This is a genomic window from Kolteria novifilia (assembly GCA_007748055.1).
Lineage (GTDB): Bacteria > Planctomycetota > Planctomycetia > Kolteriales > Kolteriaceae > Kolteria > Kolteria novifilia.
In genome coordinates, this window is sequence record CP036279.1 from 6,377,956 (window position 1) to 6,394,935 (window position 16,980).

10 protein-coding genes are annotated in these 16,980 nt (G+C 63.0%); 6 read left to right on the plus strand and 4 right to left on the minus strand.

Translation table 11 applies throughout. The features are described from left to right. The first annotated feature begins 1,198 nt into the window (after window positions 1–1,198). The 4 genes from Pan216_RS23495 (at window position 1,199) to Pan216_RS23505 (ending at window position 5,687) form a co-directional block, all read left to right on the plus strand. A complete protein-coding gene (locus tag Pan216_RS23495; protein WP_419192903.1) occupies window positions 1,199–2,605 on the plus strand; it encodes an undecaprenyl-phosphate glucose phosphotransferase in 1,407 nt (468 codons plus the stop codon). Then, complete coding sequence (locus tag Pan216_RS28595) at window positions 2,602–2,778, plus strand: hypothetical protein (RefSeq protein ID WP_419192904.1); 177 nt, start codon at window positions 2,602–2,604, stop codon at window positions 2,776–2,778. Before Pan216_RS23495 ends, Pan216_RS28595 begins: the two co-directional genes overlap by 4 nt. A 130-nt stretch (window positions 2,779–2,908) precedes the next feature. Continuing rightward, a complete protein-coding gene (locus tag Pan216_RS23500) occupies window positions 2,909–4,513 on the plus strand; it encodes a serine/threonine-protein kinase (protein WP_419192905.1) in 1,605 nt (534 codons plus the stop codon). Window positions 4,514–4,673: 160 nt separating this feature from the next. Continuing rightward, on the plus strand, window positions 4,674–5,687 hold the full coding sequence (locus Pan216_RS23505; RefSeq protein WP_145261958.1) for a 3'-5' exoribonuclease YhaM family protein: 1,014 nt from the start codon (window positions 4,674–4,676) through the stop codon (window positions 5,685–5,687). Window positions 5,688–5,725: 38 nt separating this feature from the next. Here Pan216_RS23505 and Pan216_RS23510 read toward each other — a convergent pair whose 3' ends face one another. The 3 genes from Pan216_RS23510 to ggt form a co-directional block, all read right to left on the minus strand. Further along, window positions 5,726–10,471, minus strand: a complete 4,746-nt coding sequence (locus tag Pan216_RS23510) for a PVC-type heme-binding CxxCH protein (protein WP_145261959.1) — start codon at window positions 10,469–10,471, stop codon at window positions 5,726–5,728. 322 nt (window positions 10,472–10,793) lie between these two features. Next, window positions 10,794–11,927, minus strand: a complete 1,134-nt coding sequence (locus tag Pan216_RS23515; RefSeq protein WP_145261961.1) for a prenyltransferase/squalene oxidase repeat-containing protein — start codon at window positions 11,925–11,927, stop codon at window positions 10,794–10,796. Window positions 11,928–12,026: 99 nt separating this feature from the next. Beyond that, window positions 12,027–13,733 carry a gamma-glutamyltransferase gene (ggt, locus tag Pan216_RS23520; protein ID WP_419192906.1) on the minus strand — a complete coding sequence of 569 codons (1,707 nt, stop codon included), beginning with the start codon at window positions 13,731–13,733 and terminating at the stop codon, window positions 12,027–12,029. 437 nt (window positions 13,734–14,170) lie between these two features. On the opposite strand from ggt, the gene Pan216_RS23525 reads away from it, so the two are divergent. Both Pan216_RS23525 and Pan216_RS23530 read left to right on the plus strand, forming a co-directional pair. Continuing rightward, on the plus strand, window positions 14,171–15,226 hold the full coding sequence (locus tag Pan216_RS23525; protein ID WP_419192907.1) for a cytochrome-c peroxidase: 1,056 nt from the start codon (window positions 14,171–14,173) through the stop codon (window positions 15,224–15,226). A 76-nt stretch (window positions 15,227–15,302) separates the two neighbouring features. Further along, window positions 15,303–16,331, plus strand: coding sequence for a hypothetical protein (locus tag Pan216_RS23530; RefSeq protein WP_145261963.1), 1,029 nt, complete (start codon window positions 15,303–15,305; stop codon window positions 16,329–16,331). Between the two features lie 298 nt (window positions 16,332–16,629). Here Pan216_RS23530 and Pan216_RS23535 read toward each other — a convergent pair whose 3' ends face one another. Further along, the gene (locus Pan216_RS23535; RefSeq protein ID WP_145261965.1) at window positions 16,630–16,950 is read right to left on the minus strand and encodes a hypothetical protein; all 321 of its coding nucleotides are present in this window, start codon (window positions 16,948–16,950) and stop codon (window positions 16,630–16,632) included. Between the last annotated feature and the right edge of the window lie 30 nt (window positions 16,951–16,980).

Sequence of the window (16,980 nt, forward strand, 5' to 3'; positions counted from 1 at the left end):
TGAAACGGAGTTTATTGGCAACGACTGTCGTTCGTGGCGGTCATCGCTCGTTGACCGACGTCCCCACGAGACTTCGAGCCGACTGCGTCGGCCCCGGTAGCGAAGCAACCGGGGGTACCCAGGAAAGCTAGTAGCGAAGCAACCGGGGGTACGCCTGCCTGATTGCTCGCCCTTGTCCAAGGAACACTCTTACCGCTTCCCCGTGGTCCAAGGGGGAGAAGGAGGGGGTCTCTTCTCAAGGGGTAGCCCCGGTTGCTTCGCTACCGGTGCGGCGAAGCCGTCGGAAGTCTCGGTCCGAGGTTCGATCGCTGGTGAAACGGAGTTTATTGGCAACGATTGTCGTTCGTGGCGATCATCGCTCGTTGACCGACGTCCCCACGAGACTTCGAGCCGACTGCGTCGGCCCCGGTAGCGAAGCAACCGGGGGTACCCAGGAAAGCTAGTAGCGAAGCAACCGGGGGTACGCCTGCCTGATTGCTCGCCCTTGTCCAAGGAACACTCTTACCGCTTCCCCGTGGTCCAAGGGGGAGAAGGAGGGGGTCTCTTCTCAAGGGGTAGCACCGGTTGCTGTGCTACCGGTGCGGCGAAGCCGTCGGAAGTCTCGGTCCGAGGTTCGATCGCTGGTGAAACGGAGTTTATTGGCAACGACTGTCGTTCGTGGCGGTCATCGCTCGTTGACCGACGTCCCCACGAGACTTCGAGCCGACTGCGTCGGCCCCGGTAGCGAAGCAACCGGGGGTACCCAAGAAAGCTAGTAGCGAAGCAACCGGGGGTACGCCTGCCTGATTGCTCCCCCTTGTCGAAGGCGAGAATGAATCGAGCCGACTGCGTCGGCCCCGGTAGCGAAGCAACCGGGGGTACCCAGGAAATCGGTAGCGAAGCAACCGGGGGTACCCCTGCTTGATTGCTCCCCTTGTCGAAGGCGAGGATGAACGTTCTGCTCCGTTGAGCCAGGAAGGATGACAACGACCAAGACACCTACCTGACGGCGCGACGAGTCCCCTTCGCTGCCTTGACAGCGAAGGAACAAGCAGATACGGTCCCGGCGGACGACCTTCCCGCAGTGATCGCTCCGCCTCGTGGCAGCATGGGCAACCTGGGAGCGGTGCGGCGAAGGCGCTCCGCGTTTGGTGCCGGCCGACTCGGTAATCCGATCCGGGGAAGATGGCGCCGCCGACGGATAGGAGATCCGATCGCCATGAGACAGTCGCGTTTCGAGCAAGCGTTTCTCGCCTACCTGTGCACGATGGATGTGCTCATCACGGTCGTAAGCTGGCTTGCCTCGTACTTCATCTCAAGCCTCGCGTGGAGCCTCGACTTCTACCCGCAACAGGGCGAAACGCCCCCTTTCTGGTGGTGCCTGCGGACCGTCCCGGCGGTCATCCTGGTCTCCTTGCTCAGTTACCGCCTCTCGGGGCTCTATCAGCTCGGCCGACGCTGGCCCCTCTGGCAGGAGGTCTTCCATGTCCTCAAAGCGACGGGGCTGATGCTCCTGTTGCTCGTCGCCACCACCTTCTTCGCCCGCAATCCCTACGAGTCTCGTCTCGCCAGCGTCATCTTCCTGGCCCTGACCTCCGTCGGGTTGGTCCTCGGACGGCGGTGCTGGGGAATCTACTTCCGTCTGCGGCGCCGTTGGGGACTCGTCGACAGCAAGGCCCTGATCGTCGGAACCGGACGACTGGCCAAGAACCTCGACGTCGCCCTGCGAAGCAACAACTGGATGGCGATGGAGCCGATGGGCTTCATCGATGACGGCGTGCATTCCTCCGTCGGCCGGGCGACCCAAACGGTCGGTGGCATCGAGGACCTGCCAAAGCTCGTCGAGGAACATGGCATCAATTGCGTCTTCGTGGCGTTGCCGCTGAGCCGCTATGCCGCGACGAAGAAAATCTTGCGACTGCTGCGCGACACGCTGGTCGAGGTTCGCCTGATCCCCGACGTCCCGGCGTTGACGCCGCTGGCGGTCCAGATCGGGGAACTCGAGGGCCTCCCGACCCTCAATCTTCGCTCCAGTCCCTACAGCTTCTTGGACGGCCTGCTGAAACGAACCGTCGACGTCGTCTTCGCGAGTCTCGGCCTCGTGGTCATCTCTCCGCTGATGGGGCTGATCGCGCTGATCGTCAAGCTCAGTGACGGCGGCCCGATCTTCTACGGCCAGGAACGGATGGGGCTCGATGGCCGCAAATTCCTCATGCTCAAGTTCCGCAGCATGCGGGTCAACGCGGAGACGGAGTCGGGGCCGGTCTGGGCCAGTCAGGGCGATCAGCGCCGCACTCGTTTTGGGGCCTTTCTTCGGGAAACGAGCCTGGACGAACTGCCGCAACTCTTCAACGTCCTTCGCGGCGACATGAGCCTCGTCGGGCCACGTCCCGAACGTCCCTACTTCATCAACAACTTCCGCGAGTCGATTCCCAAGTACATGCTCCGGCACTCGGTCAAGGCGGGGATCACCGGCTGGGCCCAAGTCAATGGCTGGCGCGGCAACACCTCGCTGCGAAAACGCATCCAGTACGATCTCTACTACATCACGAACTGGTCGATTTGGTTCGACTTCCGGATCCTCTTCATGACCGTTCGGGCGATGTGGGACAAGCACGCCTATTGAGGCGACGCTTAGCGATCTCGCTTCCGCGAACGTCGCGGCGCCCCTTCCCGGTCGCCGCCGAGGAACGCTCCCCGTACAACAACGTTCCAAGAGACCTTCTCCACACGACTTACGGAGCGGTCGGCGCCGGTGTCGTCTTCCGCGATGACACCGATCGGCTCCTCATGGGGTAGCTTCCCATGGGAAGCGCCGCTCTCGTCTCGTCGTCCTTGGGGCGACTCGCCGTTGGGGCGGGCGCTATACTCAAGCGGGGAACGTGACGCGTTTGGTGGTGAACGTCGCCAAGTTTGCGGAACCGATGCCATGTCCAATAGCGACGAACCAAAAAGCGAACCGACCACGGCGTCCCCGACGGACCTCACCGTCCCGATCGAACGTCCCGACCAAGCTCGCGCATCGGGGGAAGCTCCCCAGGTCGACCTGACCGGCAAGACCCTCGGCGACTTCGCGGTGATCCGACGACTCGGACGCGGGGGCATGGGCGAGGTCTATCTCGCCGAGCAACAATCGCTCAAACGCAGTGTCGCTTTGAAGATCCTGCGCGCGGAACTCGTCAAGGACGAGAACTACTTGAAGCGGTTCAAGGCGGAAGCCCTCACCGTCGCCCCGATCAGCCATCCGAACATCGTCTCGGTCATCGCCATCGGCGAGGCCGACGGGATCCACTACATCGCGTTCGAGTACGTCGAAGGGGGAAACCTCCGCACCTTTCTCAACAAGAAGGGGACGCTCAGTTGGCAAAACTGCGTCGGGGTGCTGCGCAAGGTGACCTCGGCCCTCGACCGTGCCCACGAAGCGGGAATCATCCATCGCGACATCAAGCCCGACAACGTCCTCATCACCCGCAAGGGCGAAGTGAAGGTCGCGGACTTCGGCCTGGCGCGGCTGACGAGCGAGAACCTCAACTTGACGCAGCCGGGCATGACGATGGGGACGCCGCTCTACATGAGCCCCGAACAGATCGAGGGCAAGGATCTCGACATCCGCACCGATCTCTACTCGGCCGGTGTCATGGCCTACCACATGCTCGCCGGCCATCCGCCCTACATGGGCCAGACCGCGATGGCGGTGGCGTTGCTTCATGTTCAAGGCCGGGCGACACCGCTTCCCGAATTGCGCCCCGATGTTCCCCCCGAACTGGCGCGCATCATCGAGAAGCTGATGGCGAAGAACCGCGTCGACCGCTTCGCGACCCCGAGAGAAGTCCGCTCCGCCCTGTCGGCGCTCAAGTCGGACAACGCGTCGCTCTCGCCGCCGAGCAACGAGAAGAACTCCCCTAGCGTGCTGAGACGTCTCGAGGCCCCGACGTTGCCGCGAACGCTACTTCTCTCTCTGGGACTCCTCGTGACCATCCTGGTTGGAGCCTCCGCGGGATGGGCGTGGCGCGTTCGTCATTCGGTCGCCGCGAGCCCCGAGATCGCCGAAGCCCCCGCGATCGACAAGAAGTCCGAAGGGTGGCTGCAATTGATGTATGCCCGGATCGCCGCCTCCCCCGAGGAACGACTCGCGCGGTTGCGCAAGGTCATCGAATGGCATCCGGAGGACACTGATGAGACGATCGCCGCCGCGCAAGAACTCATCCAGCACGAACTCGACCAGCGCGCCTATGGTGACGCGCTGGCGTTGTCCAACCAACTCACCCAGCGTGACGCCAAGGTCCTTCAGTCGGTTGGCTATCTCTTTCGGGGCATTGTCGAAAGTCGTCAGGGAAATGCGAAGACGTCAAACGAGTCGTTCGTGGAGATGTTCAACGAGCGTGATGCCGTCGCGGTCCCGCCGGAACAGTTGACCTGGATGGCTCGTGAGTACTACCTGGCGCTGCGGGCCAATAGCGAACGTCTCGGGTTACCCGCCGATCGCGAGATGAAGCGCAAGTTCGTCGAACACTTCCGAGCCCGGCGCTCGTAGGATCTCCTCGACTCGACCCCCATCGCTGGCCGCGTGGACGTCCTCGCCGTACAACAACCAATTCGCGCCGTGCCGACGCAAGGAGTGTCGGCTGTCGGGTCGGGTGCATCGCGCTTGATCCCTCGAACACTCAGGACGATCGTGATCAAGGCACTATTTGATGACCCGCTGCTACGTTCGAGACCTCGTCGATGGAGATGCTGTGGACCGCGTGCTGCTTGTCCGCGACAAGCAAGTTCGCGCCAATCGCAACGGCAATCTCTATCTCCAATTCAACCTCGATGACCGCACCGGGACCATCGCCGCGCGGTACTGGAACTCCAGCGAATCGGAGACCCGCGCCTTTGAACCGGGCGATTTCCTCTCGGTCCGTGGCAAGGTGCAGACCTTCCAAGGTCAGCTCCAGCTCATCGTCAATGCCTTTCGCCGTTGCGATCCCGATACCGTCGACGCCGCCGACTTCATCCCGACCACGGAAAAGAACGTCGACGCAATGATGAACCGCGTCCGGGGCTATCTCGAGCGCATCGGCGACCCGACGATGCAGGCGATCGCCCGCTCGTTCCTGATGGACGACGAGTTCATGCAGAAGTTCATGCGGGCGCCGGCCGGCATCCGCAATCATCACGCCTACGTCGGCGGTTTGCTCGAACACGTGACGACGCTCCTGGATATCCACGAGCGAATCTCGGACCTTTACCCCGACTTGGACCACGATCTCTTGCGGTTGGGAATCCTGCTGCACGATGTCGGCAAGGTGCGCGAACTCGCGTTCGATCGCGTCTTCTCCTACACCGACGTCGGCGAGATGATCGGTCACCTCGTCCTCGGCGTGGAGATGCTCGACGAAAAGCTGCCGGTCGCGGAGGACTTGCTCGGCGAGCCCCTCTCCCAAGAGGTCGTTTGCCGCATCAAGCACCTCATCCTCAGCCACCACGGAACGTACGAGTTTGGAAGCCCGCGGCTGCCGATGACGCCCGAAGCGATCGCGCTGCACCACCTCGACAATCTCGATGCCAAGGTCCACGGCTACGTCCACATGATCCGCGAAGACGCCAATCCCGGTTCGGCGTGGACCGCTTACGATCCCTCGATGCGTCGACGGCTCTACAAGGGGCCCCTCGCGCATACCGGAAGCAGTTCCCTCCACGAGAACCCCGACTCGGCGAAATAGCCCTCGAGGGGTCCTGGCGCGCGAACGTCGAGGAGACGCTACTTGGCGACAGGCGGCAGCGTTAGCTTGAGATCCTTGACGTGAAGTTCGGCCTCCTGGCCGGTGGGAAGTTCGAACGCGATCAGCCCGCGTTCGGGCAAGTCGTCGCGTTGCAACGAGGCGACCTTGCGCCCATCGACAAAGGTCGTCACGCGAGCACCGTCGAGCACGACGCGAAGATCGATCCATTCCTTGTCGTCGTGGGAAGCGTTCCGCAACGCGACCGCGGCTTGGCCATCGAGATGTCCCTGCCTCTTTCGACCAAGCATGCATCGACAACCGGTCACGTCATTTCCTCGGCGCTTTCCACGAAGGATCAACGACGCCTCCGCGTCCGATGGGACAAGGCGTGCCCGGCAGCTTAGCTCCCCATCGCCTAGAGCCATGTCGGAAACCAAACGAGCGAACTTCGCGGATGGGTCCGAGCGGCCGACGATCGTGGCGTCGTCGACCTTCCAATCGGCCCCATGGACATGCCAACCGACGAGTCCCTTGCCGTCGAAAAAAGAGCCCGCGTTCTCGGGCGTCGCGAGCATCGGGGTCTGACGGCCACCCCGCAGGTACGCGACCAAGTCGTGAACCTGTCGCTCGGTGAGTTGCTTGAGTAGGTCGTCGGGCATCATCGACTTCTCGCTGCGGCGCTGCTCGTCGATGTCCTCCTTCGGCAAGGTGACGACCTCGTTCGCGGTGACGACGGTGTAGCTCTCCTGGTCCTCGCCGCGAATGATCCCGGTAATGACGCGGCCGTCGGCGGTGGCGAAGACAGTCGGTTGATAGTCCTTGGCCATCACGGAACTCGGGTCGAGGACGTTGCCGAGCAAATAGTCGAGATTGGCCCGGTTCGAGCCGGTCAAGTCGGGGCCGACGTTGCCGCCGGTGCTAAAGAGCCGATGGCACTGAGCGCAGTTCTTGGCGAAGACGGCCCGGCCGTGCATTGGGTCGAGGTTCTTCGGCCGGCGTTTGACAATCATCGTCTTCGTGTCGGCGATCAGCTTCGCTTTGTCGGCGGCGGTCTCGCGAACGATGCCCCAGACGTCGGTGAGCTTCTTGGCGATCGCGTCACTCTTCAGGAACCGCAACTGCCGGACAATGTCGGCCGTCACGTCGGTCCGCGGAACTTGGCCGGCGTCAATCGCGTCCAGAAGCCGATGAGCGAAGGCTTCGCGCGTGGCGAGTGCTCCCAGCACGTCGCGTTTCTCCGAAAGCGGCAAGCCGGCATAGGCGGAGAGCAACACGCTGGGCGTCTCGGGGTGTTCGATCGCGGCCAGGGAGCGAATCGCGGCCGAGCGGATCTTCGGATCGCTCAAGACGCGATGGAGCGTTTCAGGAAGCGCCGCGTCGCGGGCCTTGACCAATGCCTCGATCGCGTCGACGCGACGCTTGGTCGGTGCTTTCTCGTCAAGGACAGTCGCGCGAAGCGACGCGAGCGCCTTGGGATCGCCGAAGGTGAGGGCCAGCGACTGGGCCTGCGAGCGAATCTCCGGATCGGCGTGGGCCCGCAGCTTGGTCGCGACGTCGAGCCACGACTTGGGCATCGGCACCTGGCGCCGGGCGCGGAACGCCTCGTTCATCCCTCGCAGAAGCGTCAATTGTTCCTTGGCGGAAGATGACGATCCGAGGCGGTCGACCAACATCGTCAACACCTCGGGCGTGCCGATCGAGGTCACCCGGCGAGTCATGTACATCGGCAACAGGTCAATGCCGGACGAATAGGCCAGCTCGATGGCCCTGGCGGGATCGACCGGCGCCAGCGGTTCGATGGCGTACCAGTACATCAACGGCAGGTTGTGATCGTCCGCGTCCTCCGCGTGAGCGACCAGCGCCCTTGCGATCGCCCAGCGGTCGGCGAGCGGAAGTCGCTGTAGCGCCGACGCCAGGTAGAGCCGCACCACCGGCGAGGGGTCGTCCTTCGCCAACGCGACGAATCGTTCGAGCAACGCGGGTGACACCTTGCGGTCATCGTGGGAGAGCTGGATCGCCCACCCGCGGACATAGGGGCTCTCGTCCTCAAGGGCGCGAAGGATCTCGTCGTCCGACAGTCCTCCCGTGAGAAAGAGAGCCCATAGTCCACGAAGCCGTCGACTCTCCTCGGGATGGTCGAAGGCGATCAACACGAGCCGCGAACGCACCTTCGGATCGAGCGTGCCGGCGGCGGTTCGCTCTTGCAACAAGCGACGAGCGTGCCGCACGTACCAGTCGTTGGAATCAAGCTGCAATTCGGCCAGTTCCGCGTCGGAAAGCTTCGTCAGATCGACCTTCACCGGGTTTTCGTCGCCGTAGATCACCTTGAAAATGCGGCCGTTGGAACGGTCGGTGTTGTGACGCTGTTGGTGACATTGTGTCCGGTCGTACCAGTCAATCATGACCATCTGGCCATCGGGGCCGTATTGCAGGTTGATGATCTGCGACCAGATGTCGTTGGCCATCAGGAAATCCGGAGCGCGATCGCCGACGTAGCCCGATCCCTTCGGCTCGAGCTGATCCTGGTTGAGCCGGGCGCCGTGAATATTGTTCATGAGAATCTGATTGTGGTACTTGTCCGGCCAGGCGCCGCCGAGATAGATCATCGCCCCGGCGTGGGCATGGCCGCCCCCCGCGATCTTCGACTTGGGATCGCGAATGTGGGCCCCCGTCCAATGGCGATGCTTGGCGATCGTCTCGATGTCGTCGTAGGTGTACGGGTTGAAGTGCGAGCCCGCCTGGCGATGGTAGCGAGCCCCCTGCACCACGTGAAAGAGATGGGGAATCACGCAACAGGTCAGGAAGGACTGTCCCTGATCGTTGAAGTCGAACCCCCACGGGTTGCTGGTTCCGTGAGCGAAGATCTCGAATTCGTGGCGAACCGGATGATAACGCCAAATCGCGGCGTTGAGCGGCGTCCGCTCCTCCTTGGGCGTGCCCGGCTTGCCGACGAGCGAGTGCGTAAAGACGCCGTGACAACCGTAGAGCCAACCGTCGGGGCCCCAGATGAAGGAGTTGAGGAGCTCGTGGGTATCGTGGTAGCCCCAGCCGTCGAGGAGGATCTCCGCCTTGCCGTCGGCGACCGCGTCCCCATCGCGATCGGGGATGAAAAGTAAGTTGGGAGCGGCGCTGACCCAAACGCCCCCGTGGCCGACCTCGAGCCCCGAGAGAAGATTGAGTCCCTCGTAGAAGACGCTCCGCTTGTCGAAAGCGCCGTCGCCGTCGGTGTCCTCGAAGACGAGGATGCGATCCTTCGCCTCGTTGTCGGGCCGACGATGTGGGTAGGAATAGAACTCGGCGATCCACAGGCGTCCCTTGTCATCGATCGCCTGGGCGACTGGTTGGCGGACGTCCGGTTCGCTCGCGAGGACCTTGACCGAGAACCCCTCGGGCAGAGTCATCGCCTTGGCGGCTTCCTCCGGCTGACGCCCCACCTGCTCGGGAGGACGACGGCGGACCGCCTTGGTCGTCCCTTTCGGTTTCTCCCCGACCTTCTTGGGTTGCTGCTTCTCCCACGTCGCGCGGTCGACCTTCTTCGGCTCCTGGACGAAGACGAACGTGCCGAGCTTGTTGCAGATCACGATGTCGGGGTTGCCGTCGCCGGAGACATCCGTCGCGAGGATCTCCGTGCCGCCCCCGGAATGGGGATCAACCTTGTGGGGAATGAACGAAACGCCGTCGGGCGCGCGGTCGATCTTGAACCAATAGAGGACCGCGGGATCGTTGCCGCCGGGGTCCTTGCCGTTGTGCGCCCAGTGCCGCTTGCCGGAGACGACGTCCTTGATGCCATCACCGTCCATATCGACCAGGTCGAGGTTGTGCAGTTGGGAATAGACGACGCCGTAGTCGTTCTCCGACGGCTTCTCCCCCATGATGCGATGGGGAACGAATGTCACCGCGCCCCCCTTGGGAACGTGCTCGAACCAGGCGAAGCCGTAACCGTGGCCGTTCTTCGCGGCGATGACGTCGTTGTCGCCGTCGCCGTCGACATCGTAGACCAGGATCTGCGATGGGTTGTCGCCGAACTTGACCGGATGGAATGCCCATTCCTTCACGTCGGACGTCGCGGGAGGCTGCTCGTGCCAGCCGGCCTTTTCGAGGATGTCGGCACGGCCGTCGCCGTTGACATCGCCGACACCCAGCCCGTGAGTGAAGCGGGTATAGCGACGATTTTCCGAAACGGGATGGAAGGTCCAGGGCTTGGTCGGATCCTTGGGATCGGGCCCGGCCCAACCGAAGACTCCCTTGGTGTGGAAGATCAGCTCGTTGCGGCCGTCGCCGGTCAGGTCGGCATAGAGCGGCCCTTCGTTGTCGACCTCGGGGTGAATGAGATGCTGTTTCCAGTGTCCCTCGCTCGACTGCGGGTTCTGGTACCAGTGGACCTCCTTGCCCGGAAAGCCGACGACGAGGATGTCGTCCCAGCCGTCGCCGTTGATGTCATCGGCGTAGGTCAGGAAGTTGTCGGAGTAGCCCTTCTTGTTGTAGACCTTCGCGGGGCGGTACTCCCGGCGTTCCTCGAACTCCGGGCCGGCGTACCAGAACGGCCCGGCCACGACATCGGGCTTGCCGTCCTTGTTGATGTCGCCGACCGCGACTCCTTCCGCGTAGAAGTCCGTCGACAACTGGTGCTTCTTAAACGGACGAATGACATACTCGTCCGCCTTCGACGCCAGCGACTGCGTCAGCAAGAGTGTCAAGACACCGACAGTGATTCGCATGGAGAGCTTCCCATCTCGGTAGGTCGTCAATTCGTGGTCGAACGCAAGCTCAGCGACTTCGTCCATTCGAACTCGGCCGACCGCGAGGCGCCATCGTCTCCTGGCGTCGCTCGGTCCGATGCCATGCTCGATGTCGGACAGTTGAGATTTTGCGTCGATCCCCAGTTTCCCCGGGCTGGAGGACAACCCGATGATTTCCCCATCCTAGACGGGGAACCGTGGCGCGTGCCATGAAAGTTTGCGTCGGGGAGCTAAAGAATTTCACGGGAGAGCGGTCGCGGCGAATCGCCCGGTGTGGCCGGGGGGAAGCGATGGGGACGATTCGCCGTGTCAGGAAGGAAAGAGAAAGGATTGCACAACCAGCCGCGGGCAAAAAATCACCGCACGCCTACTTTTTGCCCATCGTCGCGTCGAGCGTCAGGAGGACATAGGCCGTCACGAGGGTCGGATCGTTCTCGAGCCATCGCGGATTCTCGTTGATCCAACTGCCGTTGGGCTGCTGCTTGGCGAGGAGTTGCTTGACGAGGTCGCCGCGCCAATCGTGGTGAACGCCATCGACGTCGACCAGTTCATCGAGTTCGAGCGCCGCCAGGGCCTTGGCGAAGGTGTGGTAGTAGTAGTAGAGCCCCTGAGCGCCGAGCCCGGGGTTCTCCTTGAGGGTGTAGTGTCGCTTGATCCAACCGAGGGCGGCTTTCACCCGGCGATCGTCCGGGCCGACGCCCGCGTAGATGAAACTCTTCAGGCCGGTGTAGGTCATGCTGCCGTAGGACCGCAGCCCAGCGCCGGTCGTTCCGCCACCGGGGTTGTAGTCCTCAGCGGGGGTGTAGTAGAAGCCCCCATCGTCGATCTTCGCGGCTTGGGGCAAGTCGTTGGCCCCTTCGCCGGTGAGGTTCTGACACCGGCTGATGAAGAGTTGAGCCCGCTTGAAGGCGGGGTCGTCCTTCGAGAGCCCGGAGTCCCTGAGCGCCTCGAGCAAGAAGGCGGTGTTGGAGAGATCGGGGCGGGTCTTGCGACCGTAGCCGGCGCCGCCATAGCGGGCATCCTCGGGGGTGATTCCCTCGCTTTCATCCCACTGTTCCTTCTTGAGGAACTTGACCGCATTGTCCAGGAGCGAGCGATACTGGTCGTTGGTGTTGGCCGCGGCGAAGGCCATCGTGGCGATCGCGGTCGGGTAGTTCTTGCGTCCCCCCTCGAGGTAGATTCCCCCGTCGGGTTGGACGTGCTTCTCCAAGTAGCCGAGAGCCTTGGAGACCATCGGATCCGAAGCCGTCACGTGTCCCGACTTCAGGAGACCGGTGACGACGAGCGACGTGATGGCCGGCGCGTTGGCGCCGTCGGCGAAGCGACCGTCATCGAGCTGTTGCTTGCGAAGAAAGTCGACCGCCCGATCGATCGCTTGGCTCGACTTCTCCCGCAGTTCCTTACTGACCCCCGAGCGTTGGGCCGCTTCCGCCGCCAGAGTTGACGAGACGAAACCGAAGCCGACACAAAGGGCCGCGGAGAGTGCAACGATGCGTGCCATGAACAAGAGTCTCCCGATCGAGATGAGCGTCTACCCTACTATCTGCCGAACGCGTGGCGAATCCACTACGCCTCCTTCGCGGTGCAAGTTTCGCGCCAGTCAGAATCCGACGGCGCTGCCGCGAATCCGGCGATCGATGCCGGGAACATACGCGCCGGTCTTGGGATCGACGAAGATGGCGTGGCAGTCTCCTTGCGATCCTCGGCGTCCAACCCGATGGCCCTTCTCCCGGAGCGCCTCGGCGGTCGACTCCGGGACGCCCTTCTCGAGATAGAGGAGATCGGGCTGCCACTGATGATGAATGCGCGGCGCGTCGATCGCTGCCTGAATCTCCATGTCGTGGTCGATGACGTTGGCGATCACCTGCAGGACCGTGTTGGGAATCGTCCGCCCGCCGGGAGAGCCGATGACGAGGAACGGGTTGCCATCCTTCAAGACGATCGTCGGCGATTGGGAGCTGAGCATCCTCTTGCCCGGAGCGATGAGATTGGGGGATGTGCCGATCAGCCCCGAGCGATTGGTCAGGCCGGGTTTGCGGTTGAAATCGCCCATCTCGTTGTTGAGCAGAAATCCGGTCCCAGGGGCGATCACCTTCGCCCCGTAGTTGCCCTCGAGCGTGTAGGTGTTGCTGACCGCGTTCCCCTCGGCATCGATGACCGAGAAGTGCGTCGTCTCCTCCGATTCGCTCTTTGTCAGGATGTCGGCGCCCAAGGTGTCCGACGGCGTCGCCCGCGCGTTGATACTCTTGTGCAGCAGCTCGGCGTGTTCCTTCGACGTCAGCCGATCGACGGGGATGTCCGAATGGTCGGGATCGCCAAGATGCTTGGCCCGGTCGTAGTAGGCTCGTTTCATCGCCTCGGCAAGGAGGTGGTAGCGCTCCGCCGAGGTCGGCCCCATCGCCTTGACGTCTCGACCTTCGAGGATGTTGAGCACTTCGGTGATGACCGTCCCGCCGGAACTGGGCGGAGCGACCGAAAGGATGTCGAAGCCGCGGTAGGTTCCTCGGACCGGATCGCGAAGAACCGCCTTGTAGGAGGCGAGATCCTCCGTCGTCATGATGCCGCCGTTGGACTTCATGGCGCTGGCGAGCAACTCGGCGGTCCGGCCCGTGTAGAAACCGGCGGGCCCTTCATCGCGAATGCGTCTAAGACTCTCGGCCAGTTCGGGAAGTTTGAGCCGAGTCCCGGCCTTGGGAGGTTCGCCGTCGGGGAAATAGACCTTCGCGGGCTCTCCCATTTGGTCGAAGATTTGCCGCTGACTCGCCAAGCCCCTGGCGACGACGTCATCGACGACGAAGCCCTCCTGGGCGAGCTTGATGGCGGGGTCGACGAGCTGCTCCCACGGCAGGTTGCCGGCCTCTTGGTGAGCGAGCCAGAGCCCCATCGGCGTTCCCGGCACGCCGACCGCGAGCCAGCCGAGCGTCGCCTTCGCTTGATCGAGCTTGCCGTCCTCGTCGAGGAAGAGATCCGCTTTGGCGGCCGCGGGAGCTTTCTCTCGGTAGTCGACCATGAACGCGCGCGGGCCCTTGGCCATCCGCACGACCATGAATCCACCACCACCGATATTCCCCGCTCGCGGGTAAGTCACCGCCAGGGCGAACCCAACGGCAACGGCCGCGTCGACGGCGTTGCCACCCCGCTCCAGAACCCTCGCGCCGATTTCCGATGCGACAGGATCGACGGAGACGACCAATCCTCCTCGAACCGACTTGGGATCGTGGAGCAGCTCCGCGGCCCGTGTCGCCCCAGTCTCCAACGAAAGCGTGCTGCAAACAAACGCGGAGAGCAGCATAACACGTAACAACAACCGTGGTTGGCTCACTCGTAGTTCTCCCACACTCAGATCGGCAGGACCGTTGGCGCCCGAAGCGTGCGCCGCGAAGATCTCGTTCAAGGTTTGCCAGGTTGGGTAGGAGTTTCAAGTCCCCGTCACCGGATGGGACAAACTCTTGCCCGTCTTCGGGCGGACGTTCGATTCGCGGAGCCGCCTTCGGCGACTTGTCTCACTAGCTAAGCTGACTACGATGACGGGGGTTTTCGTGGAGGCCAGGATCTGGCCGCCACGCTGCACGCTCGACGAACCCCAGCCGGTCAACACGATGAGAACGCTGGAAGGTTACCCTTCCGGAAACGAGGGAGCGCGACGTTCCGACAGTCACCGGCTGAGAAACATCTGTTCGTTTCTCGTGACATTCTCTCTCATAGGGTTTCGGAGATCCAACGATGCGGACGATGAAAGCGCGCATGCGGAGTAAGACAGTCGCGGGAATGGCGGTCGTCGCGGGAGCGTTCCTCTTGGTCCTGAGCGTGGCCAACGGCCAGGGAACCTCGGGCCAGTCACAAGCCGCCCCGGGAGCGTTCCAGCTCGAGGCCCCCAAGGGACTCGACCCCGTTCCGGTACCCGACGACAACGTGATGACCCACCCCAAGGTCGAACTCGGCAAGCGGCTCTTCTTCGATCCCCGCCTCTCCCTCGACAACAGCACCTCCTGTGCGAGCTGCCACGATCCCAAAACGGGCTGGAGCGATGGCCAACCGGTCTCCGACGGCGTCAAGGGCAAGACCGGCACCCGCAACGCTCCCACCGTCATGAACGCCGCGTACAACTACTTTCAATTCTGGGATGGTCGCTCGCCGAGCCTCGAGGACCAGGCAATGCACCCGATCCTGAACCCCGTGGAGATGGCGATGCCTTCCATGGACGAAGTCGTGGCCAAGCTCAAGAAGGTGCCCGGCTACCAAGAGGAGTTCGGCAAGGTCTTCCCCGACGGCATCACCGCGACCAACCTGCAAAAGGCGATCGCGGCGTTCGAGCGAACCATCCTCAGCGGCAACGCTCCCTACGATCACTTCGAGGCCGGTGACAAGTCGGCCCTCTCCGCCGCGGCGCTGCGAGGCAAGGATCTCTTCTTCGGCAAGGCGAATTGCGCGGCCTGTCATAGCGGACCGAGCTTCACCGACGGCGGCTTTCACAACACCGGAGTCGGCATGGATCGCGACAACCCCGACGTGGGACGCGAGACCGTGACGCATCTGCTCGGCGATCGAGGCAGCTTCAAGACCCCGACCCTGCGCGACATCGCTCGCACCGCCCCCTACATGCACGACGGAAGCTTGGCGACGCTCGAAGATGTCATCAACCTCTACGACAAAGGTGGCATCATCAACGATCAGTTGGACGAGGAGATGTTCCCTCTGAACCTCACCGCCGAGGAGAAGAAGGACCTGATCACCTTCCTCAAGGAAGGGCTCGCCAGCGACAACTACCCGTATGTCGAAGTGCCGACACTGCCCCAATGATCACGTGGATTCTGCTCTCCATGGCAAGCGTCCGCCACGGCGACGGCCGCTTGCCAGCTCCAGGAAAGGGAACTCGATGCCGTTTCTGAAGACTACCGCCCCCCTCCTCTCGCTCTCGGTGCTGGCCACCCTTCTCTCGGGAGCGTCGCTTGTGAGCGCCGACGACCTGAAGATGACGACCATCGCGTCGGGCCTCGACAATCCCTGCGGCATCGCGATCCAACCCGACACCGGACACCTCTTCGTCACCTGCAACAAGAGTGTCCTACGCATCGACCCCAAGGCTCCCGGGAAAACCCATGAGGAGATCGTCGGCTTTCCGACCGACGTCTACGGAAAGGGCCCCAAGTACAACATCAGCGGGCTGGGCGCCTCCTTCCTCGACTCGAACACGCTCGTGGTCGGTGGCGGCGGACTCCCCGACGGCAAGGAAATCGTTCGCTTCTACGAGGTCGGCTCGACGCCCGGCCAGCCGAAGAAGGCCGACGACATGAAGTTCAAGAGCGGCCCGATTCCTCCCGGCAAGGACTCGGTGCGCGGCGAAGGCAACTTCTACGGCGTCGTGCCGATCGGAACGACGCTCTTCATCAGTTGCAACGGCGACGACACCAAGGGCTGGGTCTCGACAATCGCGCTGCAGGGAGGCAAGCCCGGCAAGCTGACCCCGACGATCGCCACCAAAGTCGTGACCGGCGTCGACGCTCCCACCCCGGTGGCGAAGAGCCCCGAGGGAGAGCTCGCGGTGGGCCAACTCGGCGAAATCACCGTCCCCCACGACTCGCTCTACACGACTTACGATCCCGCCTCGCACAAGCTGACCAAGAAGGTGAAGATCGGACTGCACGACATCACGGGGCTGGCCTTCTCCAAGAGTGGGAAGATCTACGCTCTCGATTTCGCTTGGCTCAAGCCGGAGGATGGTGGTCTCTTCACCATCAAGGTCGATGGTGATTCGGCGAAGTCGACGCAGCTCCAGAAGATCCTGCACCCGACCGCGATGGCGTTCGCCGCGGATGGTTCGCTCTACATCACCGCGTTGGGTCAACCCGCCGACAGCGGCAGCGGCATGAAGGGCTCGGTCATCAAGATCGAAGGTCTCGACTGACCCGAACGCTTCCGCTCACCCGGCTTCCCCCTCTCCCCGTGGGAGAGTGAGCCTCTTGTTCCCCCTCTCCCCGCGGGAGAGTGAACCTCTTGTTCCCCCTCTCCCCGTGGGAGAGTGAGCCTCTTGTTCCCCCTCTCCCCGTGGGAGAGTGAGCCTCTTGTTCCCCCTCTCCCCGTGGGAGAGGGGTTAGGGGTGAGGGGGTTCCTTCTCCACCAGTACTCTCCCATCGAAACATCCCAGAGCCGTGCGAGTTCGTCGGCAAGCGGGATACGCCCTCTCCGTTCTCAACCCGAGGACGCTACTCCAATATTCTGATCGAAAGTGGCTGAAGGTTGATCTGCAAGGCGACGTTCCGCCCCGCCTTGGTGGTCGCAGTGAAGGGAGAACTCGGGCCACGAAGCCGCTCGAGAAACCGCGGGTCGACCAACCGTTGCTCTTCCGGCGGGAGCGATGGACGCTCCACGTCGATCCGAATCGAGACCGGTCCAACCGGTGCCTCCTCGAACGCGAAGCGGCCCTCCTCGTCAATTCGGGCACTGACGTGGTTGCCGACCGTCCCCCTAGTCGGGTAGAGGACCACGAACCCGCCGCGCAGTGGTCGCCCACCAAAGACCACCACTCCCGACAGGGTCGTTGTTGGAAAGGTCCT